The sequence below is a fragment of the Nocardiopsis algeriensis genome, from assembly GCF_014203695.1.
In the GTDB taxonomy this organism is placed as follows: Bacteria; Actinomycetota; Actinomycetes; order Streptosporangiales; family Streptosporangiaceae; genus Nocardiopsis; species Nocardiopsis algeriensis.
Genome location: NZ_JACHJO010000008.1, coordinates 153,595 through 176,817 on the forward strand (window position 1 = coordinate 153,595; position 23,223 = coordinate 176,817).

Here is a 23,223-nt window from a genome sequence, read left to right on the forward strand (position 1 = left end):
CAAAGAGTAGCCAAAGGGGGTGGTCAGGCCCAGGTGCGCCGATCTGTCCGCCGGTCGTAGTCTTGGGGGCATGACCCGCGCCAAGCTCGACAAGAAGCCCCAGGACGTCGCAGCGATGTTCGACGGCATCGCCGACCGCTACGACCTCGTCAACGACGTCATCTCCCTCGGCCAGGACCGCGCCTGGCGCAAGGCCGCCGTCCGCGCCGTCGACGCCCACAGCGGTGAACTGGTCCTGGACCTCGCCGCGGGTACCGGAACCTCCTCCGAGGCCTACGTCGGCAAGGGCGCGCGGGTGATCGCCTGCGACTTCTCGCTCGGCATGCTGCGCACCGGGGTGGAGCGCCGCGGCGGAGCCTCCACCGGCGGGGTGACCTTCGTCGCCGGGGACGCCCTCCACCTGCCCTTCGCCGACGAGACCTTCGACGCCGTCACCATCTCCTTCGGGCTGCGCAACGTCAGCGACGTGGACCAGGCGCTGAGTGAGCTGCTGCGGGTCACCAAGGCCGGTGGACGGCTGGTGATCTGCGAGTTCAGTCACATTCCGGTGGGGTTCGTCGACAAGCTCTACAGCACCTACCTCATGGGCGCGCTGCCCAAGATCGCGGGTGCGGTCTCCGGCCGCAGCGAGTCCTACGACTACCTCTCCGAGTCGATCATGGCCTGGCCCGATCAGCCTGAGCTGGCCCGACGCCTCCAGGGCGCCGGTTGGTCGCGGGTCGCCTGGCGCAACCTGTCGATGGGGATCGTGGCGTTGCACCGCGGTTACAAGTAAAAACAGACATAGTGCCCAAATAACCCATTTTTTAACAAGTAGTACAGAAGAAGCCCGAGGAGCTTATGTTCCTCGGGCTTCTTCTGTGCCTGGTGAGGCGCTTGTGGTGCCTAAAACGGCAATGAGCTGCATGTTTGTCAGCAAGTGAAGCCTTTGGTGGCTCTCTGTGCACTTATGGGGCAATTGGAGGGGGTCGTGGAGAAGTACCCCGGGGCTCGCCACCCGGCGCGGGAGGGTCTAGACTTCCAAAGCAAGCCTTGTGAAGTGGTTCACAAGGCCGCGAGGGATAGGACACAAGACCCTATGTCGGACATGACATAAGTCCCTAAGAGGACAAGGAGTCCGTCGGGACCGCCGATGCGGAGGGTGCGCACCTGCGGGCCGACCGGACCGGAACACCGGACACACCCCACACCAGGACATCCCCGTGAGCGGGTCGACCCCGCACAGGCCCGCCACGGTGCACCGCGCGAGCAGTCGAGGACCCCACCGTGAGCGAGACAGCCACCTCCTCTCCCAGACCCAGAGGCCGGGACCGGGCCGAGTACGACGCCGACGTCATCGTCGTGGGCGCCGGACCCTCGGGATCCACCACCGCCTACTACCTGGCCCAGTCCGGCCTGGACGTCCTGCTCCTCGAGAAGACGGCCTTCCCGAGGGAGAAGGTCTGCGGTGACGGCCTCACCCCCAGGGCCGTCAAGCAGCTCAGCGCCATGGGAATCACCTTCGAGGACGAGGGCTGGATCAAGAACCACGGCCTGCGCATCATCGGCGCGGGCGCCCGCCTCGAACTCCCCTGGCCCGAGCTCGGCTCCTACCCCGGGTTCGGCCTGGTCCGCACCCGCTACGACTTCGACCAGATCCTGGCCGAACGGGCCGTGGGCGCCGGGGCCAAGCTCCTGGAGCGCACCACCGTCACCGGCCCCCTCATGGACGAGCGCAGCAACCGCATCGTCGGGGTCCACGCACGCAACGCCGACCGCGAGCCCGTCACCTTCCGCGCCCCGCTGGTCGTGGCCGCCGACGGCAACTCCTCCCGCCTGTCCGTCGCCATGGGCATCCGCAAACGCGACGACCGCCCCATGGGCGTGGCCGTGCGCACCTACTTCACGAGCCCCCGCCACGACGACGACTACCTGGAGTCGTGGTTGGAGCTGTGGGACCGCAGCGGCGGCAAGGACGTCCTCCTGCCCGGCTACGGCTGGGTCTTCGGTGTCGGCGACGGGACCAGCAACGTCGGGCTGGGCATCCTCAACTCCACCGCCTCCTTCCAGGACGTCGACTACCGCAAGCTGCTGCGGCGCTGGACCGATTCCATGCCCGAGGAGTGGGGCTTCACCGAGGAGAACCGGACCACGCCCATCCGCGGCGCGGCCCTGCCCATGGGCTTCAACCGGGTGCCGCACTACTCGCGGGGGCTCCTGCTCGTCGGCGACGCCGGGGGCATGGTCAACCCCTTCAACGGCGAGGGCATCGCCTACGCGATGGAGGCCGGCGCCATCGCCGCCGACGTGATCGTGCAGGCGCACGGGCGCTCCACCCAGCAGGAACGCGAGCGCGCACTCCTGCGCTACCCGCAGACCCTCTCCGACACCTACGGCGGCTACTACACGCTCGGCCGCTACTTCGTGAAGGTCCTCGGCCAACCCGAGTTCATGAAGTACGCGACCAAGTACGGCCTGCGCCGGCAGACCCTCATGAAGTTCGTGCTGAAGATGATGGCCAACCTCACCGAGCCCACGCAGGGCGACGCGATGGACCGCGTCATCAACGGCCTGAGCAGGATCGCGCCGGCCGCCTGACGAGCCAGCCGGGCGGCCGCGCCCGGCGAAACGACAACGACGGGACGAGCCAGAGATGAGCCCGCACAAGTGAAAGCAATCACAAGCTCGCCGCGACCCGCGGTCGCAGGCGCCGACCAGCCGGAAGGAGGGTGACCGGTGGAGCTCTACACACCGATATTCGTGCTCGGCGGCATCGGCGCCGCGTTCGTCGCGGTGTCCTTGGTCGTCGGTGCGCTCCTCGGACCCAAGCGCTACAACCGCGCCAAGATGCAGGCCTACGAGTGCGGCATCGAACCCACCCCGCAGCCCGCGGGCGGCGGCCGCTTCACCGTCAAGTACTACATGACGGCCATGATGTTCATCGTCTTCGACATCGAGATCATCTTCCTCATCCCCTGGGCGGTCCACTTCGACGCCCTCGGCTGGTTCGGCCTGATCGCGATCGTCCTCTTCCTGGTGAACGTCTCCATCGCCTACGCCTACGAATGGCGCCGCGGAGGCCTCGAATGGGACTGATCCCCGCTGCCCCCGCACGCACGAGAAGCCCGCAGTCCAGCGCCGAGGAGGACCGAAGCTGATGGGACTCGAGGAGAAACTGCCCAGCGGCATCCTGCTCACCACGGTCGAGCAGATCGTCGGCCTCGCACGCAAGACGTCGATGTGGCCCGCCACGTTCGGCCTCGCCTGCTGCGCCATCGAGATGATGTCCGCCGGCGGACCCCACTACGACCTCGCCCGGTTCGGCATGGAGAAGTTCGGCGCCACACCGAGGCAGGCCGACCTCATGGTCGTGGCCGGGCGGGTGAGCCAGAAGATGGCCCCCGTCCTGCGCCAGATCTACGACCAGATGCCCGAGCCCAAGTGGGTCATCGCCATGGGCGTGTGCGCCTCCAGCGGCGGCATGTTCAACAACTACGCGATCGTCCAGGGCGTGGACCACGTCGTTCCCGTGGACATGTACCTGCCCGGCTGCCCGCCCCGGCCCGAGATGTTCCTGGACGCCGTGCTCAAGCTGCACGACAAGGTGCAGAACACCAAGCTCGGCGCCCACCGGGAGCAGGAGATCACCGAGACCGAGGAGCGCATGCTCCGCCGGTCGCTTCCCCTGGTGAGCAAGGACTGACATGAGCACCGACAACGAACGCGAGCGCAACGAGGAGGCCGCCCGGCTTCCCGACCAGCTGGGCCGCGAGCGCCTGGCCGCCCCGGTCCGGCGCACCGGCATGTTCGGCACGTCCACGACGGGGGACACCTCCGGGTTCGGCCGCCTCAGGGTGCGGGGGAGCGCTCCCGTCTCCGCCGAGCGGCCCTACACCGACCCCGACGACCCGCGCACGGCCGACTTCGACCGGGTGGCCGACGACCTGGAGGCCGCCCTCGGCGAGAACGCCGGTGCGGTGGAGCGGGTCGAGGTCGCCCGCGGCGAGATCACCTTCCACGTGCGCCGCGAGTCCCTGCCCCGGCTCGCCCGCCTGCTCAGGGACGAGCCCTCGCTGCGCTACGAGCTGTGCCTGGGGGTGACCGGGGTCCACTTCCCGGAGGACACGGACCGCGAGCTCCACGCCGTCTACCACTTCAGGTCGATCACCCACAACAGCGAGATCCGGGTGTCCACCACCTGCCCCGACTCCGACCCGCACATCCCCTCGATCGTGTCGGTCTACCCGACCAACGACTGGCACGAACGGGAGGCCTGGGACTTCTTCGGGATCGTCTTCGACGGCCACCCGGCGCTCACCCGGATCCAGATGCCCGACGACTGGCAGGGGCACCCCCAGCGCAAGGACTACCCGCTGGGCGGCATCCCCGTCGAGTACCGGGGCGCCACCGTGCCCCCGCCGGACGAGCGGAGGGCCTACAAGTGACCGCCCACAGCCACCACACAGCACGGAAGGGGGGCACGGCATGACCGTCACCGAGGACTACATCGACGCCTCCGGCGGCGACTGGGACGAGGTCATCGAGAAGGCGCAGGCCACGAGCGCCGAACGCCTCGTCGTCAACATGGGGCCCCAGCACCCGTCCACGCACGGCGTGCTCCGCCTCGTCCTCACCCTCGACGGGGAGACCTGCACCGAGGCCCGCGTCGGTATCGGCTACCTGCACACCGGTATCGAGAAGAACATGGAATTCCGGACGTGGACCCAGGGGACCACGTTCGTCACCCGCATGGACTACCTGACGCCGCTGTTCAACGAGGCGGCGTACTGCCTGGCGGTCGAGAAGCTGCTCGGCATCACCGACAGGATTCCCGAGCGGGCCGACGTCATCCGCGTGATGATGATGGAGCTCAACCGGATGGCCTCGCACTTCGTGGCGATGGCGACGTTCGGCATGGAGCTCGGCGCGACCACGATCATGACCAACGGCTTCCGCGAGCGCGAGATGATCCTGGACATCTTCGAGCTCGTCACCGGCCTGCGGATGAACCACGCCTACATCCGCCCCGGCGGTGTGGCGCAGGACCTGCCGCCCGGCGCGGTCGGCAAGATCCAGGAGCTCCTCAAGGAGATGCCCGAGCGCATCAAGATCATGCGCAAGCTCCTCGACGAGAACCCGATCTACCTCGCCCGCACCAGGGACATCGCGCACCTCAACCTGCCCGGCTGCATGGCCCTCGGCGTCACCGGACCGCTCCTGCGGGCCTCCGGCCTGGCGTGGGACCTGCGCAAGGCCAAGCCCTACTGCGGCTACGAGAACTACGAGTTCGACGTCCCCGTCTCCGACGGCGGCGACGTGTACGCCCGCTACCGGGTGCGCATGGCCGAGCTGGAGGAGAGCCTCAAGATCGTCGAGCAGTGCCTGGACAAGCTCCGTCCCGGCCCGGTGATGATCGAGGACGCCAAGATCGGGTGGCCCGCCAAGCTGGCCCTGGGCCCGGACGGGATGGGCAACTCGCCCGACCACATCGCACACATCATGAGCAGCTCCATGGAAGCGCTCATCCACCACTTCAAGCTGGTCACCGAGGGCTTCCGGGTTCCCGCGGGCCAGGCCTACGCGGCCGTCGAGAGCGCCAAGGGCGAGCTCGGCTGCTACGCGGTCAGCGACGGGGGGACCCGCCCCCACCGCGTCCACTTCCGCGACCCGTCCTTCACACATCTGCAGGCCGTCGCCGCCATGTGCGAGGGCGGCACGGTGGCGGACGTGATCGCGGCCGTGGCCAGTATCGACCCGGTGATGGGAGGCGTGGACCGGTGAGCGGACACGAACACGACCACGACCACGGGACCGGCCAGGTCCCCGAGGGCGCCGACCACTTCCCGGCGGAGGTCACCGCGCGCCTGGAGCCCGACGCCAAGGAGATCATCGGCCGCTACCCGAAGCCGCGGTCGGCGCTGCTGCCGCTCCTGCACCTGGTGCAGTCCGAGGAAGGGTACGTCAGCCGGGCCGGGATGCGCTTCTGCGCCGACCAGCTCGGCATCACCCTCGCCGAGGTCAACGCGGTCGCCACCTTCTACACCATGTACCGGCGCCGCCCCGGCGGCGACTACCAGGTGGGGGTGTGCACCAACACCCTGTGCGCCGTGATGGGCGGGGACGAGATCTTCGCGTCCCTCAAGGAGCACCTGGGCATCGGCAACAACGAGACGACCGAGGACGGCAAGGTCACGATCGAGCACGTCGAGTGCAACGCGGCCTGCGACTTCGCGCCCGTCGTGATGGTCAACTGGGAGTTCTTCGACAACCAGACCCCCGAGTCCGTGCGCGAGCTCGTCGACGACCTGCGCCTCGGCAAGGACGTGGCGCCCACCCGCGGCCCCCTGAGCCTGTGCACCTGGAAGCAGGCCTCGCGCGTGCTGGCCGGCTTCGACGACGGACGCGCCGGCGAGGGCGTCCAGGCGGGCAAGCCCTCCCTGGCCGGACTGAACCTGGCCAAGGAGAAGAACTGGCGGGCCCCCGAGCCCGGGGACGTCCCCGCCGAGGTCGAGGAGGGCGAGAAATGACCACCCTGACCCCGATCCTGTCCCGCAACTGGGACCGCCCCGACTCCTTCACCCTCGAGGGATACCGGGCCACCGGCGGCTACGGGGCGCTGCGCAAGGCGCTGGGCATGGAGCCCGACGCCATCGTCGACCTCGTCAAGGCCTCCGGCCTGCGCGGGCGCGGCGGTGCGGGCTTTCCCACGGGGATGAAGTGGGGGTTCCTGCCCAAGGACAACCCCAACCCGCGCTACCTCGTCGTCAACGCCGACGAGTCCGAGCCGGGGACCTGCAAGGACATCCCGCTCATGCTCGCCAACCCGCACGTGCTGGTGGAGGGCGTGGCGATCGCCTCCTACGCGATCCGGTCCCACCAGGCGTTCATCTACGTGCGGGGCGAGGTCGTCCACGTCATCCGCCGCCTGCGCCGGGCGGTGGCCGAGGCCTACGAGGCCGGACTGCTCGGCAAGGACATCCTCGGCAGCGGCTTCGACCTCGACGTCGTCGTCCACGCCGGCGCCGGCGCCTACATCTGCGGCGAGGAGACCGCCCTCCTGGACTCCCTGGAGGGCTACCGGGGCCAGCCCCGCCTCAAGCCGCCGTTCCCCGCCGTCGCCGGGCTCTACGCCTCGCCGACGGTGGTCAACAACGTCGAGTCCATCGCCAGCGTCCCCGGCATCGTCTCAGGCGGGGCCGAGTGGTTCACGTCCATGGGCACCGAGAAGTCCGCCGGGTTCGGTTTCTTCTCCCTGTCCGGGCACGTGGCCAACCCCGGCCAGTACGAGGCGCCGCTCGGCATCACCCTGCGCGAGCTCCTCGACATGGCGGGGGGCATCCGCCCCGGGCACCGGCTCAAGTTCTGGACGCCCGGCGGCTCCTCCACACCGATCTTCACCGAGGAGCACCTGGACACACCGCTCGACTTCGAGTCGGTGGGCGCGGCCGGGTCCATGCTGGGCACCCGCGCCCTCCAGATCTTCGACGAGACCACCTGTGTGGTCCGCGCCGTCGGCCGCTGGATCGCCTTCTACGCGCACGAGTCCTGCGGCAAGTGCACGCCCTGCCGCGAGGGCAACTACTGGATGGTCCAGGTGCTGGACCGCCTCGAGCGCGGGCAGGGCACCGAGGCCGACCTCGACAAGCTCCTGGACATCTGCGACAACCTGCTCGGCCGGTCGTTCTGCGCCCTCGGCGACGGTGCCACCAGCCCCGTCATGTCGTCGATCAAGCACTTCCGCCAGGAGTACATCGACCACGTGGAGAAGGGCTGCTGCCCCTTCGACCACAGCCGGTCCACCGTCTGGGCGGACCGCACGGCCACGACGGGAGGGAAACAGTGACCGTCACCTCCAACACCTCCGGCGGCGCGGTGCCCGCGCCGCCCCCCGAGGACCTGGTCACCGTCACCATCGACGGCTTCCAGATCCAGGTGCCCAAGGGAACACTGGTGATCCGGGCCGCCGAACTGCTCGGCATCCAGATCCCGCGCTTCTGCGACCACCCGCTGCTCGACCCCGTCGGGGCCTGCCGCCAGTGCCTGGTGGAGATCCCCGACATGGGCAACGGGCGCGGCATGCCCAAGCCCCAGGCCTCCTGCACCATCACCGTCATGGAGGGGATGGTGGTCAACACCCAGTTGACCTCCCCGGTGGCGGAGAAGGCCCAGCGCGGAATCATGGAGTTCCTGCTCATCAACCACCCGCTGGACTGCCCCGTCTGCGACAAGGGCGGCGAGTGCCCCCTGCAGAACCAGGCGATGTCCAACGGGCAGGGCGAGTCGCGGTTCGTGGACGTCAAGCGGACCTTCCCCAAGCCGATTCCGCTGTCCACCCAGATCCTGCTGGACCGCGAGCGCTGCATCCAGTGCGCGCGCTGCACCCGCTTCGCCGCGCAGATCGCCGGCGACCCGCTCATCGAGCTGATGGAGCGCGGGGCCAAGGAGCAGGTCGGCATCGCCGGGGACGAGCCGTTCAACTCCTACTTCGCCGGCAACACCGTGCAGATCTGCCCGGTCGGCGCCCTCACCGGGTCCGCCTACCGGTTCCGGGCCCGCCCCTTCGACCTCGTCTCCACCCCCAGTGTCTGCGAGCACTGCGCCGGCGGCTGCGCCCAGCGCACCGACCACCGGCGCGGCAAGGTCACCCGCCGCCTGGCCGGCGACGACCCGCAGGTCAACGAGGAGTGGAACTGCGACAAGGGCCGGTGGGCCTTCACCTACGCCACGCAGCCCGACCGCCTCACCCGGCCGCTGATCCGCGACGAGCGGTCCCGCGCCCTGGAGTTCGCCTCCTGGTCCGAGGCCTTCGACGTCGCCGGACGGCACCTGGCCGCGGCCCGCGGCCGTGTGGGCGTCCTGACCGGCGGCCGCCTCACCTACGAGGACGCCTACGCCTACGCCAAGTTCGCCAGGGTGGCCCTCGGCACCAACGACGTGGACATGCGGGCCAGGCCCCACTCGCGGGAGGAGGCCGACTTCCTCGCCGCCCACGTCGCGGGGACCCCGGTGGACGTCGACTTCACCGCCCTGGAGAAGGCCCCCGCCGTCCTCCTGGCCGGATTCGAGCCCGAGGACGAGTCGCCCACGGTGTTCCTGCGCCTGCGCAAGGGCCACCGCAAGCGCGGACTCAGGCTCTTCTCCGTGGCCTCCCACGCCAGCCTCGGCCTGACCAAGGCCGGCGGCACCCTCGTGCAGACCGCCCCCGGTGACGAGGCCCGGGCGCTCAACGCCCTGGAGGACCGCGGACCCGAGGCCGCCGAGGCGCTCCACCAGGACGGCGCGGTCATCGCCATCGGCGAGCGGCTCGCCGCCGTTCCCGGCGCCCTCACCGCCGCCCGGGCCCTGGCCGAGCGCACCGGGGCCCGCCTGGTGTGGATTCCGCGCCGGGCCGGCGAACGCGGCGCCGTCGACGCCGGAGCACTGCCCGGGCTGCTGCCCGGCGGACGCCCCGTCGCCGACCCGTCCGCGCGCGCCGAGGTCGCCCGGGCCTGGAACACCGGTTCCCTGCCCGACACCCCCGGCCGCGACACCGCCGCCATCCTGGAGGCCGCCGCCCGCGGCGAGCTCGACGCCCTGGTCATCGCCGGGGTGGAGCTCGACGACCTGCCCGACCCCGAGGCGGCCCGCGCGGCCCTGGCCCGCGTGCCGTTCGTCGTCAGCCTCGAACTGCGGGCCAGTGACGTCACCGACCGCGCCGACGTGGTGTTCCCCGTCGCCGCGGTCGCCGAGAAGTCCGGCACCTTCGTCAACTGGGAGGGTCGCCACCGGCCCTTCGGGGAGGCGCTCAAGGTGCCCGGTGCCCTGTCCGACCTCCGGGTCCTGTCCGCCGTCGCCGACGCGATGGACGTCCACCTCGGCCTCCCCGACACGGCGTCGGCCTACCGGGAGCTGCTGGAACTGGGCCTGTGGACCGGCACTCGGGCGGCAGGTCCGTCCGAGCGCCCCGCTCCCGCGGCCGAGCCGCAGAGCGGCCAGGCGATCCTGTCCACCTGGCGCCAGCTGCTGGGCACCGGCCGGATGGAGGACGGCGAGCCGTTCCTCGCCGGCACCGCCCGGCCGGCGCGCGCCTACCTGTCCAAGGCCACGGCCGACGAGGTCGGGGTACCCGACGGCGGATCCCTCCGCGTCACCGGTACCCGCGGATCCGTCACGGTCCCCGTGGTCGTCACCGACATCGCCGACCGGGTCGTCTGGCTCCCGGCCAACGCCTCGGGCTGCGACATCCGTCGCGACCTGGGCAGCGCTGCGGGCGAGATCGTCCTGCTGTCGGCCCCGACCCCCGCCGGGAGGCAGCAGTGACCCCCGTCGCCACCAGCGTGGCGCATCTGGCCTCGGAGGAGACGCTCGGCGCCTTCGGTAACGACCCGTGGTGGATCACCGCGATCAAGGCCCTGGCGATCTTCGTCTTCCTGATGGTCTGCGTCCTCATGATGATCATGGCCGACCGCAAGGTCATGGGCCGGATGCAGCAGCGGCACGGACCGAACCGGATGGGCCCCTTCGGCCTGCTCCAGTCCCTCTTCGACGGCATCAAGCTCTCCCTCAAGGAGGACCTGATCCCGCGCGGTGTGGACCGGTTCGTCTACATCGCCGCCCCGGCGATCGCGGCCGTGCCCGCGTTCATCGCGTTCTCGGTCATCCCGATCGGGCCCGAGGTGAGCATGTTCGGGGTCGTCACCCCGCTCCAGCTCACCGACCTGCCCATCGCCGCGCTCGTGGTCCTGGCCACCGCGGCGCTCGGCGTCTACGGGTTCGTCCTGGGAGGCTGGGCCTCCCAGTCCCCCTACGCCCTCCTCGGAGGTCTGCGCGCCTCCGCCCAGGTCATCAGCTACGAGATCGCGATGGGCCTGTCGTTCGTCGCGGTGTTCATCATGTCCGGCACGCTCACCACCTCCGGGATCGTGGCGGCGCAGAGCAACCTGTGGTTCGGGGTCCTGCTCCTGCCGTCCTTCCTCGTCTACCTGGTGACGATGATCGGCGAGACCAACCGGCTCCCGTTCGACCTGGCCGAGGGCGAGGGCGAGATCGTCGGCGGCTTCATGACCGAGTACGGATCCATGAAGTTCACGATGTTCTTCCTCGCCGAGTACGTGAACATGTGCACCGTGGCGGCCATGTCCGTCACGCTCTTCCTCGGCGGCTGGCACGCCCCGCCCGGCGTCTCCGCGATCATCCCCGGCGCCAACGAGGGCTGGCTGCCCGCCCTGTGGTGGCTGCTCAAGTTCATCGGCGTGATGTTCCTGTTCATCTGGGCGCGCGGCAGCCTGCCCCGGGTGCGCTACGACCAGCTCATGAAGCTGGGCTGGAAGGTCCTCATCCCCATCCAGCTGGTGTGGATCACCGCCGTCGCCGTCGTGCGGATGCTCGTCCTGGACGGTGCCTCCGGCGCGGTGATCGCCGCCGTCGTCGCCGGCTTCACCGCCGCCACCCTCGCCGCGTTCTACGCCTGGCTCCGCCACGTGCGCCGCGAGCGCGCGGAGGAGGCCCGCCAACGCGCGGAGAACGCCCGACGTGCGCACGAGGACCCCGCCTTCGGCGGCTTCCCCGTGCCGCCGAGCACCGCGCCGCACTACGGCGCCAGCGTGCTCGCCGAACCGCCGCGGACGGGGGCCGGTCCGACCCCGCGGGCCGTCCCGGCCGCCGAACGCTCCAAGCAGAAGGGGGAGGTTACCGGTGTTTGACTGGCTCAACCCCGTCAAGGGTTTCGGTGTCACCTTCCACACGATGTTCAAGAAGGTGCCGACCGTCGAGTACCCGGAGGTCAAGCGCCCCACGGCGCCGCGCTTCCACGGACGGCACCAGCTGAACAGGTGGGCCGACGGGCTGGAGAAGTGCATCGGGTGCGAACTGTGCGCCTGGGCCTGCCCCGCCGACGCCATCTACGTGGAGGCCGGTGACAACACCGACGACGACCGCTACTCGCCCGGTGAGCGCTACGGGCGGGTCTACCAGATCAACTACCTGCGCTGCATCCTGTGCGGCCTGTGTGTGGAGGCCTGCCCGACGCGGGCCCTCACCATGACCAACGAGTACGAGCTGGCCGACGACAGCAGGCAGAGCCTGATCTGGACCAAGGAACAGCTCCTGGCCCCCCTCACGGAGGGCATGGAGGCCCCGCCGCACCCCATGCGGCTGGGCGAGACCGACCTGGACTACTACGCCACCGGGCGCGGTGAGCACGGTTCCCAGGACGGCTCCCGGGAGAACGCGGAGGCCGCCCGATGAACGGCATGCACCTGGCCGCCCCCATCGGCGGGGGCGAGACCGCGGCGTTCTGGATCCTGGGCACCGTGGCCGTTCTCGGGGCCCTGGGCGTGGTCTTCTCCCGCAAGGCCGTCCACTCGGCCATGTCGATGGCGCTGACCATGGTCGGACTGGCGATCTTCTACGGCATCAACGAGGCGCCGTTCCTCATGGTCGTCCAGATCGTCGTCTACACCGGCGCGGTCCTGATGCTGTTCCTGTTCGTGCTGATGCTCGTGGGTGTCAGCTCGTCCGACTCCCTGGTGGAGACGATCGGGGGACAGCGCATCCTGACCGCGATCGTGGCGCTGTGCTTCGTCGGTGCCCTCGCCACGGGGATCACCCGCATCGTGGTGGGCGACCCGGTCGGCCTGGCCGCCGGAGCGGCCACCGCGGGCGGCAGCATCCCCTGGATCGCCGGCGAGCTCCTCCTGCGCTACACGGTCGCCTTCGAGGCCACCGCCGCGCTGCTCGTCACCGCCGTGCTCGGCGCCATGGTCCTGGCGCACACCGCCCGGACCAAGAAGCGCCGCACGCAGCGGGAGATGGCGGAGGACCGCATCCGCGGCGACCACCCCACTCCGCTGCCCGGACCGGGCACCTACGCCCGGCACAACGCGATCGACATGCCCGCGCTGCTGCCGGACGGGTCGGTCGCCGAACTCTCCCTCAACCCGGTGCTCACCGCCCGCGACCCCGAGTACCAGTCGCGGGTGCCCGCCGACGTGCGGGCCGAGCGGACACCGCTGCCCGGTGCCGCCCCGGCCGGGGAAAAGGGCACGGACGCCGTCAGCGGCGGGCCGACCTCCGGCGCCGAGCGGACCGAGAAGAACAGTGACGGGCAGGAGGTGGAGTCCTCGTGGACCCGATGAACTACATCGTCCTGGCGACACTGCTGTTCGCCATCGGCGCGGCCGGCGTGCTCCTGCGGCGCAACGCGATCATCGTCTTCATGTGCGTCGAGCTCATGCTCAACGCCTGCAACCTGGCGTTCGTCGCGTTCGCCCGCATGCACGGGGACATCGAGGGGCAGGTCATCGCCTTCTTCGTGATGGTCGTCGCCGCCGCTGAGGTGGTCGTCGGCCTCGCGATCATCATGCAGATCTTCCGAACCCGCAGGTCCGCGTCCCTCGACGACGCCAGCCTGCTCAAGCACTAGAAGGCGACGTGGCAGTGGAATCTCACGCTTACCTCGCCGCCGAGACCGGGGCGGCGGCAGCCGCCGGCAGCGCCGTGCTGTCGAACGCCTGGCTGCTCATCGCCCTCCCGCTCGCGGGTGCGGCGATCCTGCTGCTCGGCGGCAAGAGGACCGACTCCTGGGGGCACCTGCTCGCCACGGCGCTGCCGGTGGCCTCCTTCGCGTGGGCGGTCCTGATCCTGTTCGACCTCCTGGGCCGGGCCGGCGACGCGCGCAGCGTCGCCGTCCCCGTCTACGAGTGGATCTCGGTCGGCTCACTCAGCATCGGGGCGGACCTGCTGGTCGACCCCCTGTCGATCAGCTTCGTCCTGCTGATCACCTTCGTCGGATCCCTGATCCACATCTACTCGATCGGCTACATGGCCGAGGATCCGGGACGCCGGCGCTTCTTCGCCTACCTCAACCTGTTCGTCGCCGCCATGCTGGTGCTGGTGCTGGCGGACAACTTCGTGCTGCTGTTCCTCGGCTGGGAGGGTGTGGGCCTGGCGTCCTACCTCCTCATCGGGTTCTGGCAGTACAAGCCGTCGGCGGCCACCGCGGCCAAGAAGGCGTTCATCATCAACCGGGTGGGCGACATGGGCCTGCTCGTGGCGATCATGATCATGTTCTCGGCCCTCGGGGCGGTCAGCTTCAGCGGCGTGTTCGAGGCCGTTCCGGGCGCCGGCGACGGCGTCCTGCTGGCCGTCGGCCTGTGCCTGCTCCTGGGCGCGTGCGGCAAGTCCGCGCAGCTCCCGCTCCAGGCCTGGCTGCTCGACGCGATGGAGGGCCCGACCCCGGTGTCGGCGCTCATCCACGCGGCCACCATGGTCACCGCGGGCGTCTACCTGATCGTCCGCTCCGGCCCGATCTTCGAAGGGGCGCCGGCCGCCCAGACGACCGTCGCCGTCGTGGGTGCCGCGACCATGATCGCCGGCGGGATCATCGCCTCGGCCAAGGACGACATCAAGAAGTCCCTGGCCGGCTCCACGATGAGCCAGATCGGCATGATGGTGCTGGCCGTCGGGCTGGGCCCGGTCGGCTACGTCGCCGCCATCGCGCACCTGATCACCCACGGCTTCTTCAAGGCCGGGCTGTTCCTCGGCGCCGGATCGGTCATGCACGCCATGAACGACGGCGTGGACATGCGCCGCTACGGCGGGCTGGCCCGGGTCATGCCGATCACGTTCGCCACGTTCGGGCTCGGCTACCTGGCCATCATCGGAGTCCCGCTGCTGTCGGGCTGGTGGACCAAGGAGAGCATCATCTCCGCGGCCTTCGGCGTCGGCGGAACGCAGGGGATGCTGCTCGGGTCGGCGGTCGTCGCGGGCGCCGGCCTCACCGCCTTCTACATGTCGCGGATGTTCTTCATGACCTTCCTCGGCGAGAAGCGCTGGGACGAGGGTGTGCACCCCCACGAGTCGCCGCTGAGCATGACCGCCCCCATGGTCCTGCTCTCCGTCGGCTCGGTGGCCCTGGGCGCGTTCCTGGTCTTCGGCGACCGGTTCGCGAACTTCCTGGCACCCACGATCGGCGCCCACCCGCACCACTTCGACCTGGCGCACGCCTTCACCGCCCCCTACGGGCTGGCGGCGCTGGGCGTCCTGGTGGTCGGCGTGGTCCTCGCCTGGGTCGTCTACCTGCGCAAGCCGGTCGCGCGCACGGCCCCCCGCGGCAACTTCGTCACGGTGGCCGCGAGCCGCGAGCTGTACGGCAACGAGATCAACGAAGGCCTGTTCATGCGCCCCGGCCAGGTGCTCACCAAGGCGCTGGTCGCCATCGAGACACACGTCGTCGACGGGATCGTCAACGGGATCGGCACGAGCGTGCGCGACGCCTCCCGCGGGCTGGGCAGGGCGCAGACCGGCTTCGCCCGGTCGTACGCGCTCACCATGCTCTTCGGCGCCGTCGTCGTCGCCGCGACGCTGGTTGTGAGGTTGTAGACACATGATTCCCTGGCTCACCATCGCGATCGCGCTACCCGCGGTCGGCGCTGTGCTCGTCTGGGCGCTGCCGCGCGTCAAGGCGCCCGACACCGTGTCCGAGACGGCCGCCTCCGCCTCGGCCGGGGGCGGGACCGCCACGGCGGTCCGGACGAAGGCTCCCGCCGCCACCGGCGGCCCGGCCTCCGCGGAGAACGCCAAGCGGATCACGCTCGGCTTCTCCCTGGCCACCCTGGCGGTACTCGTCGCCATGGCCCTGCGGTTCGACACCTCCGACGCCGGGTCCCTGCAGTTCACGGAGGTCCACGAGTGGATCCCCCGGTTCGGCATCCACTACGCCGTCGGCGTCGACGGCCTGGCCCTGGCGCTCGTACTGATGTCGGCGGTGCTGGTACCGCTGGTCGTCCTGGCGGCCTGGCGCGAACACGACGACAGGGAGGACGGCGGACGCGGCTACTTCGCGCTCGTCCTGGCCCTGGAGGCCATGATGATCGGGGTCTTCGCGGCCACCGACGTCTTCCTGTTCTACGTGTTCTTCGAGGCCATGCTCATCCCGGTCTACTTCATGATCGGGCGTTACGGGCGCGGCAACGAGCGGTCCGCCGCGGCCCTGAAGTTCCTGCTCTACAGCCTCGCCGGCGGCCTGGTCATGCTGGTCTCCGTCATCGGTGTGGCGGTGTACGGCGGCACCTTCCTGTGGGCCGACCTGGTCGGCGGGGGAAGCGCGCTGGCCGCCCTCGACCCCTCCACCGCGCGGTGGCTGTTCCTCGGCTTCTTCATCGCGTTCGCGATCAAGGCGCCGATGTGGCCGGTGCACACCTGGCTGCCGCAGGCGGCCGGGGCGTCCCGGCCCGGAACCGCCGTGCTGCTCGTCGGAGTGCTCGACAAGGTCGGCACCTACGGCATGCTCCGCTACTGCATCGAGCTGTTCCCCTCGGCCGTCTCGTGGTTCGTGTGGCCGGTGGTCGGACTGAGCCTGGTCAGCATCATCTACGGCGCGATCCTCGCGATCGGGCAGAGCGACATGATGCGGCTGGTCGCCTACACCTCGGTGTCCCACTTCGGGTTCATCACCCTGGGCATCTTCGCCCTGAACCAGCAGGGCCAGGCGGGCGCGGCCCTGTACATGGTCAACCACGGGTTCGCCACCGGCGCCCTGTTCCTGCTGGTCGGCTTCCTGGTCGCCCGCCGGGGCTCGGCGCTCATCGAGGACTTCGGCGGTGTCCAGAACACCGCGCCCAAGCTGGCGGGGGTCTTCCTGGTCACCGGCCTGGCGGGACTGGGCCTGCCGGGCCTGGCGCCCTTCGTCAGCGAGTTCCTGGTCTTCCTGGGGGCCTACGCCTTCAGCCCCGTCCCCGCGGTCGTCGCCGTGGTCGGCGTGGTGCTGGCCGCCCTCTACATCCTGTGGATGTACCAGCGCACCATGTCCGGTCCCGCCGGGGAGAAGGTCGCCGGCTTCAAGGACCTGTCCGCGCGCGAGGCCTGGGCCGTCGGCCCGCTGCTCGCGCTCATCCTCGCGTTCGGGCTGTACCCCCAGCCACTGCTCGACGTGATCAACCCAGCAGTGGAGCGCACCGTGGAGACCGCGGTGGACGCCTCTGAGGAAGGAGGGGAGGAGTGATGTTCCTGGCGGACAACCTTCCCGTCGTCACCGAGAATCCACCGGTCCTCGACTGGTGGCTGCTGGCCCCGCTGCTGACGGTGTTCGGGGCCGGTGTGCTGGCGGTGCTGTTCGAGGCCTTCGTGCCGGCCTCCCGGCGCAGGCCCCTGCAGATCGGCGTGGCGGCCCTGGCCCTGCTGGCCGCCTTCGCCATGGTCGTGCTCCAGGCCGGGTCGCTGCCCGAGGGGCAGGTCGGCACCACCGTCGCGGCCGGTGCGCTGGCCGTCGACCGCACGGTGCTCTTCCTGCAGGGCACCATCGCCCTGCTGGCCCTGGTGAGCCTCCTGCTCATCTCCGAGCGCCGTGACGGCCGGGACGCCTTCGCCGCCCAGGCGGCCACCGTGCCCGGCAGCGAGGAGGAGCGGGCGCACATCCTGGCCGGTTCGCAGCACACCGAGGTCTACCCCCTGGTGCTGTTCGCGGTCCTGGGCATGCTGATGTTCCCCGCCGCCAACGACTTCCTCACGATGTTCATCGCCCTGGAGGTCATGAGCCTGCCGCTGTACCTGCTGTGCGGGCTCGCCCGGCGGCGCCGCCTGTTCTCGCAGGAGGCCGCGGTCAAGTACTTCCTGCTCGGCGCCTTCTCCTCGGCGTTCTTCCTCTTCGGCGCGGCCATGGTCTACGGCTACGCCGGTTCGGTGAACTTCGCCGAGATCCGCGCGGCGGTCGACGCCGGGGGTGCGGCGATCTTCCAGGAGGGCAACGGCGAGCCGCTGCTGCTCCTGGGCATCGGCCTGGTGGCCGTGGGCCTGCTGTTCAAGGTCGGCGCGGTCCCCTTCCACAACTGGAAGCCCGACGTCTACCAGGGCGCGCCCACGCCCATCACGGCGCTCATGGCCTCCGGCACCCTGGTGGCCGCCTTCGGCGCGCTGCTGCGGGTGTTCTTCGTCCCGTTCGGCGGCAGCGCCGGCCAGTGGGAACCGGTGCTGTGGATCGTCGCGGTGCTCACCATGGTGGCCGCGGCGATCGTGGCCGTCAGCCAGCGCGACGTCAAGCGCCTGCTGGCCTACTCCTCGGTCGTGCACGCGGGGTTCATCCTGACCGCCGTGGTGGCGGGGAGCAGCGAAGGTCTGGCGGGGGCGATGTTCTACCTCGCCGCCTACGGCTTCACCACCGTGGGAGCCTTCGCCGTGGTGACGCTGGTGCGCACCAAGGACGGCGGGCAGGAGCTGGGCGACCTGGACCGGTGGTCCGGCCTGGGACGGCGCCACCCGGCCCTGGCCGGGGCGCTGACGCTCTTCCTGCTGGCCTTCGCCGGTATTCCGCTCACCAGCGGATTCGTCGGCAAGTTCGCCGTGTTCGAGGCGGCCGTGTCCGCCGGGGCGACCCCGCTGGTGGTCGTCGGCGTGCTCAGCAGCGCCGTGACCGCGTTCTTCTACATGCGGATCATCCTGGTGATGTTCTTCCGGGACCCCGAGGCCGACGGCCCGACGGTGGTGCGGGCCGGCGCCGCCACCGGCGGCGTCATCGCGATCGGGGTGGCGGCGACACTGCTGCTGGGGCTGTACCCCGGACCCGTCCTCGACCTGCTCCCGCCCTCGGGCGAGGAGCCGGCGGCGGCGATGGCCGACCAGGCGGCCGGGACCGGCTGAGATCCCGCCGACAGCGGTGGTCCGGGCCGCGGCGAGCTGCGCTCTCGCCGCGGCCCGGGCCGTATCCTGGTGTGGCTTTGGCCGGTGAATCCGGGTCGGATACCGTGGCAAACAGATCATGTTCATGTACCGAGCGCGCGAGTGGCCCCGGGTCGAGGCGCGCCGTCCTACAGGTGGAGCTTTTACGGTGAGCGGTGCTGTCCCGAGCGGTTTTCTCGCTCTGCCGAGAGTCGACCCGACCCTCGCCCGGGAGATCCAGGAGTCCCTCGAGAAGGTCGAGGACCTCCTGATGGAGTCGGTCCGATCGAGCGACCCCATGCTGACCGAGGCGGCCTCCCACCTGCTGGCCGCGGGCGGCAAGCGCCTCAGGGCGATGCTGGTGCTGCTGGCCGCGCGCTTCGGCGACCCCGAGCTCCCCGACCTCGTCCCGGCCGCGGCCGTGGTCGAGCTGACCCACGTGGCGACGCTCTACCACGACGACGTGATGGACGAGGCCGCGATGCGGCGCGGCAAGCCCAGCGCCAACCAGCGGTGGGGCAACACGGTCGCCATCCTCACCGGTGACTACGTGTTCGCCAAGGCCTCGGAGATCCTGGCCGACCTGGGCACGGAGGCCGTGGCCCTTCAGGCGCAGACCTTCGGCCGACTGGTGCAGGGCCAGATCCTCGAGACCTCCGGCCCGCGCGAGGGCACGGACCCGCTCGACCACTACATGCAGGTGATCGCGGACAAGACGGCGTCGCTGATCGCTTCGTCGGCCGAGTTCGGCGCCATGTTCGGCGCGGTGCCCGCCGAGATCACCACCCCGCTCGTGCGGGCGTGCGACGCGCTGGGCATGGCGTTCCAGCTGGCCGACGACCTGCTCGACGTGGCGGGCGAGAGCGACGCCTCGGGCAAGATCCCCGGCACCGACCTGCGCGAGGGCGTGCTCACGCTGCCCATGTTCTACGCCCTGCGCTCCCAGGACCCCGCCGACGACCGGCTCAAGTCCCTGCTGGGCCGCCCGCTGGACGACGCCGAGGCCGAGGAGGCGCTCAAGCTGCTGCGGGTGCACCCGGCGATGGAGGAGGCGGAGCGGACCCTGCGGGGCTGGGCGGACAAGGCCCGCGCCGAGCTGGCCACCCTTCCGGAGGGCCCTGCCCGCGGCGCCTTCGAGGCCCTGTGCGACTACATGGTCGAGCGCTCCGGCTGACCCCGTGACGGACGTGCCGACGGCGCCGCCCCCATCGGGCGGCGCCGTCGGCACGTGTACCCGAGAACGGTGCGGCAGGCGCTCCCCCGGCGGTCCTCGGTGGTCGATACACCTAGGCTGTTCCCGTGCCGCCGGGAGTGGAAGGAGCGCGCGCTGAGCCGATGGGAGACCTTCACGTCGTCCACGGGCAACGACCTTGTCCGCAAGGAGATCGCACGACTCGGGCTCGGCCCCCACGAACAGCAGAAGCTGAAGAGGGTCATGGGCGAGAAGGGCAGGGGGCGGGACCTGGGGGCGGCGGACAAGCCGCTGAGCGGCTACCAGGGCATGCGCGAGCTGGTGGTCAGGTGCGGAGACAGGTCGTTCCGGCTGGTCTACGCGAACGTCTCGGGCGGCCTCGTGCTCCTGGCGCTGCACTTCTTCGTGAAGAAGTCGCGGACCGCGCACCACGACCTCGAGGTGGCCTGGGCGCGGTTGAAGGACTGGCACCGCAGGCACCCGCAGGGACCTTGATACGTTATCGCTGAATACCGATACTGATGATGGACACCAGGGAGGAGGTGGCGTGTTGGACCTGGACGACCTGTTGGGGATCGATGCCGAGGCGCCGGAGCAGCAGGAGGCGGATCAGGATGTGCAGGAGTTCGTGTCCCTGATCGACGCCCTCGTGGAACTGCGCAAGCAGCAGGGACTGACCCAGTCCGACGTGGCGTCGGCCATGGGAACCACGCAGTCCGCCGTCTCCGAGATCGAGAGCGTGGCCAACGATCCCCGGATCTCCACCGTCCAGCGCTACGCCCGTGCCGTGTGCGCGCGCCTGCAGTTCCGGGTGCGGGTCGCCGGCCCGGCCCTGGACACGTCCGGCGGAGCCACGGGATCCATCTCGTTCCGTACCGCGGAGCCTTCTTCCCGGCCGCTGTGGCATGCGCCCACGGTCATCGTCGGCGGGCGCTCCGGGAGCAGCCGGCACATCCGCTACACGGGTTCGGACCGATCGGTCCAGTGGGAAACGGGGACTCTGTGAAGGTTGACTGGGTGGTGCCGGCCGAGGCGTTCGTAGCCGACTCCCGGGGGGCGATGACCGTCGTCGGGTTCAACCAGAACACCTTGGTCGTGGACAAGCTGCAGGTGCCGGTCAAGGGGGCCTTCCTCGCCCAGGTCTCCGAGGGCGAGGGGGACAACTGGTCCGCAGGCGACAGAATCGCCTTCCAGGCCCTGGTCAAGGACCCGGACGGTTCCGTGCTGTTCGTCCAGGACGGCTCCGGGAGCCTGGGGGAGCGCCTGGACGACGGGAGGCCGATGCTGATCAACCTGTCGGTGGACTACCAGGTCGCGGTCTCCAAGTACGGGCAGTACGAGCTGTGCGTCGAAGCCCGGGTGGGGGACAAGGGGTCGGCACGGGGCAGCTGCGCCGTATGGGTGCAGGCGGCCGCCTGAGCCGTCCCCCGTGCCGCGCACCCGGCGGTGCCGTTCCGGCCGTTCCGGCTCAGGCGGCGGTCCCGCGCTCCCTGCGCGCGGTCCGGGCGCCGCGGACCTGGTCGCCGGCGAACACGCACACGGCCAGCCACACGACCCCGAACCCCAGCCACCGCGCGGGCGGCATCTCCTCGCCCTGGACCAGCCAGCCGACGAGGAAGATCCCGGTGGGAGTGATGTACTGGAGCATGCCGATGACGCTCAGCGGCACCTTCCGGGCCGCCATACCGAACAGCAGCAGCGGTATCGCGGTCACGAAGCCGCTGCCCGCCAGCAGCGCCGAGTGCCCGGGGGAGACCGAGAACACCGTGCCGGCCCCGGTCGCCTCCAGCCACACCACGTAACCCAGCGCCGGCAGGAACATCACCAGGGTCTCCACGGTGAGGCTCTGCATACCGTCCAGGGGGACGGACTTCTTCACCGCACCGTAGGCGGCGAACGAGGAGGCCATGAGCAGCGCCAGCCACGGCATCACCCCGTAGCCGACGGCCATCACGGCCACCGCGAGCACACCCAGCCCCACCGCGACCCACTGCGCCGGCCGCAGGCGCTCGGAGAAGAACACCACGCCCAGGCACACCGACATCAGCGGATTGACGAAGTACGCCAGCGAGGCCTGCAGCGTCTGCCCGCTGGAGACCGCGTAGATGAACCCCCACCAGTTGAGGGAGATCAGCACCGCGGCGGCGGCCACCGTCAGCAGCGTTCGCCGATCGCGCAGCACCCCGGGCAGCCACCGCCACCCCCGGCGGGCCAGCGCGAGCAGGACACACATCGCGAGCAGGGACCACACCATGCGGTGGGCGAGGATCTCGGAGGGTGCCGCCGCGGAGAGGAAGTCCCAGTACAGGGCGGCGACCGCCCAGAAGAAGAAGGCCGACGCCCCGAGGACGACGCCGCGTTGGGATTCGGGCACGTCCGCCATCGTAGGGCGAACCAGCTCACACCTTCTCCTCCGGGGTCCCGGATACCCTGAAGGCATGTTCGGGAGAAAGACGACCATGGTCGAGCCGACCCGCGCCCTTCCCGGCCGGGACACCCCGATGCCGGTCCCGGGGCGGCACACCGTCCTGGGCACCGCGCTCACCCCGCCCTATCCGGAGGGCAGCGAGATCGCCCACGTGGGGATGGGCTGCTTCTGGGGGGCCGAGCGCATGTTCTGGCGCCTGGGCGCCGACCGCGGCATCATCACCACCGCCGCGGGTTACGCGGGCGGCTACACGCCCAACCCCACCTACGAGGAGGTGTGCTCGGGGCTGACCGGCCACGCCGAGGTGGTGCGCGTGGTCTTCGACCCGCAGCGGATCACCTACGCAGAGATCCTCAAGATCTTCTGGGAGGGCCACGACCCCACCCAGGGCATGCGCCAGGGCAACGACGTCGGTACGCAGTACCGCTCGGCGGTCTACTCCTCCTCCGACGAGCAGCGCGCCGTCGCCGAGGCCACCCGGGACGCCTTCCAGCCGGTCCTCACCGCGGCGGGCCACGGCCCCGTCACCACGGAGATCGCCCCGCTGCAGGAGTTCTACTTCGCCGAGGACTACCACCAGCAGTACCTGTCCGACGCCAAGAACCCCAACGGCTACTGCGGCATCGGCGGCACCGGCGCCAGCTGCCCCATCGGTGTGGCCGGCACCGAGTAGCACCACCTGCGCACACCCGAACGGAGGTTCGGCGGCGGCCCGCCGCCGAACCCCCGGCCGCCGGGAGGGCGTCGACGGGGCCTTGGTACTCTGCCCGGGCCAGTCGTACCACATCCGTGGTCAGGGAATCCGGTGCGAATCCGGAACTGACGCGCAGCGGTGAGGGGGACGGGCAGGGTACTGCGCCACTGGGGCGAGGCCGTGCCGACCTGAGCGTCGACGCGGTTCCGGCCTGGGAAGGCACTCTGTCCGGGTGAACCCGAGTCCGAAGACCTGCTGGCACCTCCGCGTCGAGTGCGCGGAGGGAAACCGATGCCAGGC

General features: G+C 70.4%; 22 protein-coding genes and 1 riboswitch. Of the genes, 21 read left to right on the forward strand and 1 reads right to left on the reverse strand.

Annotation, left to right across the window (positions count from 1 at the left end):
• Positions 1-70 precede the first annotated feature (70 nt).
• The 20 genes from FHS13_RS14265 (at position 71) to FHS13_RS14360 (ending at position 21,220) form a co-directional block, all read left to right on the forward strand.
• Complete coding sequence (locus FHS13_RS14265; protein WP_184292378.1) at positions 71-775, forward strand: demethylmenaquinone methyltransferase; 705 nt, start codon at positions 71-73, stop codon at positions 773-775.
• A 491-nt stretch (positions 776-1,266) separates the two neighbouring features.
• A complete protein-coding gene (locus FHS13_RS14270; RefSeq protein WP_184292379.1) occupies positions 1,267-2,577 on the forward strand; it encodes a geranylgeranyl reductase family protein in 1,311 nt (436 codons plus the stop codon).
• 138 nt (positions 2,578-2,715) lie between these two features.
• Positions 2,716-3,075 carry an NADH-quinone oxidoreductase subunit A gene (locus tag FHS13_RS14275; protein WP_184292380.1) on the forward strand — a complete coding sequence of 120 codons (360 nt, stop codon included), beginning with the start codon at positions 2,716-2,718 and terminating at the stop codon, positions 3,073-3,075.
• Between the two features lie 61 nt (positions 3,076-3,136).
• Positions 3,137-3,682 carry a NuoB/complex I 20 kDa subunit family protein gene (locus FHS13_RS14280; RefSeq protein WP_184292381.1) on the forward strand — a complete coding sequence of 182 codons (546 nt, stop codon included), beginning with the start codon at positions 3,137-3,139 and terminating at the stop codon, positions 3,680-3,682.
• 1 nt (position 3,683) lies between these two features.
• Complete coding sequence (locus FHS13_RS14285; protein WP_184292382.1) at positions 3,684-4,424, forward strand: NADH-quinone oxidoreductase subunit C; 741 nt, start codon at positions 3,684-3,686, stop codon at positions 4,422-4,424.
• A 40-nt stretch (positions 4,425-4,464) separates the two neighbouring features.
• Positions 4,465-5,760, forward strand: a complete 1,296-nt coding sequence (locus FHS13_RS14290) for an NADH-quinone oxidoreductase subunit D (RefSeq protein WP_184292383.1) — start codon at positions 4,465-4,467, stop codon at positions 5,758-5,760.
• Entirely contained in the window at positions 5,757-6,506 is a 750-nt protein-coding gene (gene nuoE, locus FHS13_RS14295; RefSeq protein ID WP_343065033.1) for an NADH-quinone oxidoreductase subunit NuoE, read from the forward strand. Before FHS13_RS14290 ends, nuoE begins: the two co-directional genes overlap by 4 nt.
• Positions 6,503-7,822 carry an NADH-quinone oxidoreductase subunit NuoF gene (gene nuoF, locus FHS13_RS14300; RefSeq protein WP_184292385.1) on the forward strand — a complete coding sequence of 440 codons (1,320 nt, stop codon included), beginning with the start codon at positions 6,503-6,505 and terminating at the stop codon, positions 7,820-7,822. The genes nuoE and nuoF overlap by 4 nt, the downstream gene beginning before the upstream one ends.
• Positions 7,819-10,278, forward strand: coding sequence for an NADH-quinone oxidoreductase subunit G (locus FHS13_RS14305; protein WP_184292386.1), 2,460 nt, complete (start codon positions 7,819-7,821; stop codon positions 10,276-10,278). The genes nuoF and FHS13_RS14305 overlap by 4 nt, the downstream gene beginning before the upstream one ends.
• Positions 10,275-11,660 (forward strand): NADH-quinone oxidoreductase subunit NuoH, encoded by a 1,386-nt coding sequence (nuoH, locus tag FHS13_RS14310; protein WP_184292387.1) that lies wholly within the window; start codon positions 10,275-10,277, stop codon positions 11,658-11,660. Before FHS13_RS14305 ends, nuoH begins: the two co-directional genes overlap by 4 nt.
• On the forward strand, positions 11,653-12,204 hold the full coding sequence (gene nuoI, locus FHS13_RS14315) for an NADH-quinone oxidoreductase subunit NuoI (RefSeq protein ID WP_184292388.1): 552 nt from the start codon (positions 11,653-11,655) through the stop codon (positions 12,202-12,204). The genes nuoH and nuoI overlap by 8 nt, the downstream gene beginning before the upstream one ends.
• A complete protein-coding gene (locus FHS13_RS14320) occupies positions 12,201-13,094 on the forward strand; it encodes an NADH-quinone oxidoreductase subunit J (RefSeq protein WP_184292389.1) in 894 nt (297 codons plus the stop codon). The genes nuoI and FHS13_RS14320 overlap by 4 nt, the downstream gene beginning before the upstream one ends.
• The gene (nuoK, locus tag FHS13_RS14325) at positions 13,082-13,381 is read left to right on the forward strand and encodes an NADH-quinone oxidoreductase subunit NuoK (RefSeq protein ID WP_184292390.1); all 300 of its coding nucleotides are present in this window, start codon (positions 13,082-13,084) and stop codon (positions 13,379-13,381) included. The genes FHS13_RS14320 and nuoK overlap by 13 nt, the downstream gene beginning before the upstream one ends.
• Positions 13,382-13,395: 14 nt before the next feature.
• A complete protein-coding gene (gene nuoL / locus FHS13_RS14330; RefSeq protein ID WP_184292391.1) occupies positions 13,396-15,339 on the forward strand; it encodes an NADH-quinone oxidoreductase subunit L in 1,944 nt (647 codons plus the stop codon).
• Positions 15,340-15,343: 4 nt separating this feature from the next.
• Positions 15,344-16,960, forward strand: a complete 1,617-nt coding sequence (locus FHS13_RS14335; protein WP_184292392.1) for an NADH-quinone oxidoreductase subunit M — start codon at positions 15,344-15,346, stop codon at positions 16,958-16,960.
• On the forward strand, positions 16,960-18,591 hold the full coding sequence (gene nuoN, locus FHS13_RS14340) for an NADH-quinone oxidoreductase subunit NuoN (protein WP_184292393.1): 1,632 nt from the start codon (positions 16,960-16,962) through the stop codon (positions 18,589-18,591). The genes FHS13_RS14335 and nuoN overlap by 1 nt, the downstream gene beginning before the upstream one ends.
• A gap of 187 nt (positions 18,592-18,778) precedes the next feature.
• On the forward strand, positions 18,779-19,783 hold the full coding sequence (locus FHS13_RS14345) for a polyprenyl synthetase family protein (protein ID WP_184292394.1): 1,005 nt from the start codon (positions 18,779-18,781) through the stop codon (positions 19,781-19,783).
• Between the two features lie 99 nt (positions 19,784-19,882).
• Positions 19,883-20,296 carry a type II toxin-antitoxin system RelE/ParE family toxin gene (locus tag FHS13_RS21885; protein ID WP_184292395.1) on the forward strand — a complete coding sequence of 138 codons (414 nt, stop codon included), beginning with the start codon at positions 19,883-19,885 and terminating at the stop codon, positions 20,294-20,296.
• Between the two features lie 52 nt (positions 20,297-20,348).
• The gene (locus tag FHS13_RS14355; protein WP_184292396.1) at positions 20,349-20,807 is read left to right on the forward strand and encodes a helix-turn-helix domain-containing protein; all 459 of its coding nucleotides are present in this window, start codon (positions 20,349-20,351) and stop codon (positions 20,805-20,807) included.
• Positions 20,804-21,220 carry a hypothetical protein gene (locus FHS13_RS14360; RefSeq protein WP_184292397.1) on the forward strand — a complete coding sequence of 139 codons (417 nt, stop codon included), beginning with the start codon at positions 20,804-20,806 and terminating at the stop codon, positions 21,218-21,220. The genes FHS13_RS14355 and FHS13_RS14360 overlap by 4 nt, the downstream gene beginning before the upstream one ends.
• Positions 21,221-21,269: 49 nt before the next feature.
• Here FHS13_RS14360 and rarD read toward each other — a convergent pair whose 3' ends face one another.
• The gene (rarD, locus tag FHS13_RS14365; RefSeq protein WP_184292398.1) at positions 21,270-22,175 is read right to left on the reverse strand and encodes an EamA family transporter RarD; all 906 of its coding nucleotides are present in this window, start codon (positions 22,173-22,175) and stop codon (positions 21,270-21,272) included.
• 64 nt (positions 22,176-22,239) lie between these two features.
• On the opposite strand from rarD, the gene msrA reads away from it, so the two are divergent.
• Positions 22,240-22,902, forward strand: coding sequence for a peptide-methionine (S)-S-oxide reductase MsrA (gene msrA / locus FHS13_RS14370; RefSeq protein ID WP_184292399.1), 663 nt, complete (start codon positions 22,240-22,242; stop codon positions 22,900-22,902).
• An 83-nt stretch (positions 22,903-22,985) separates the two neighbouring features.
• Positions 22,986-23,197, forward strand: a riboswitch (cobalamin riboswitch).
• The last annotated feature ends 26 nt before the right edge of the window (positions 23,198-23,223 follow it).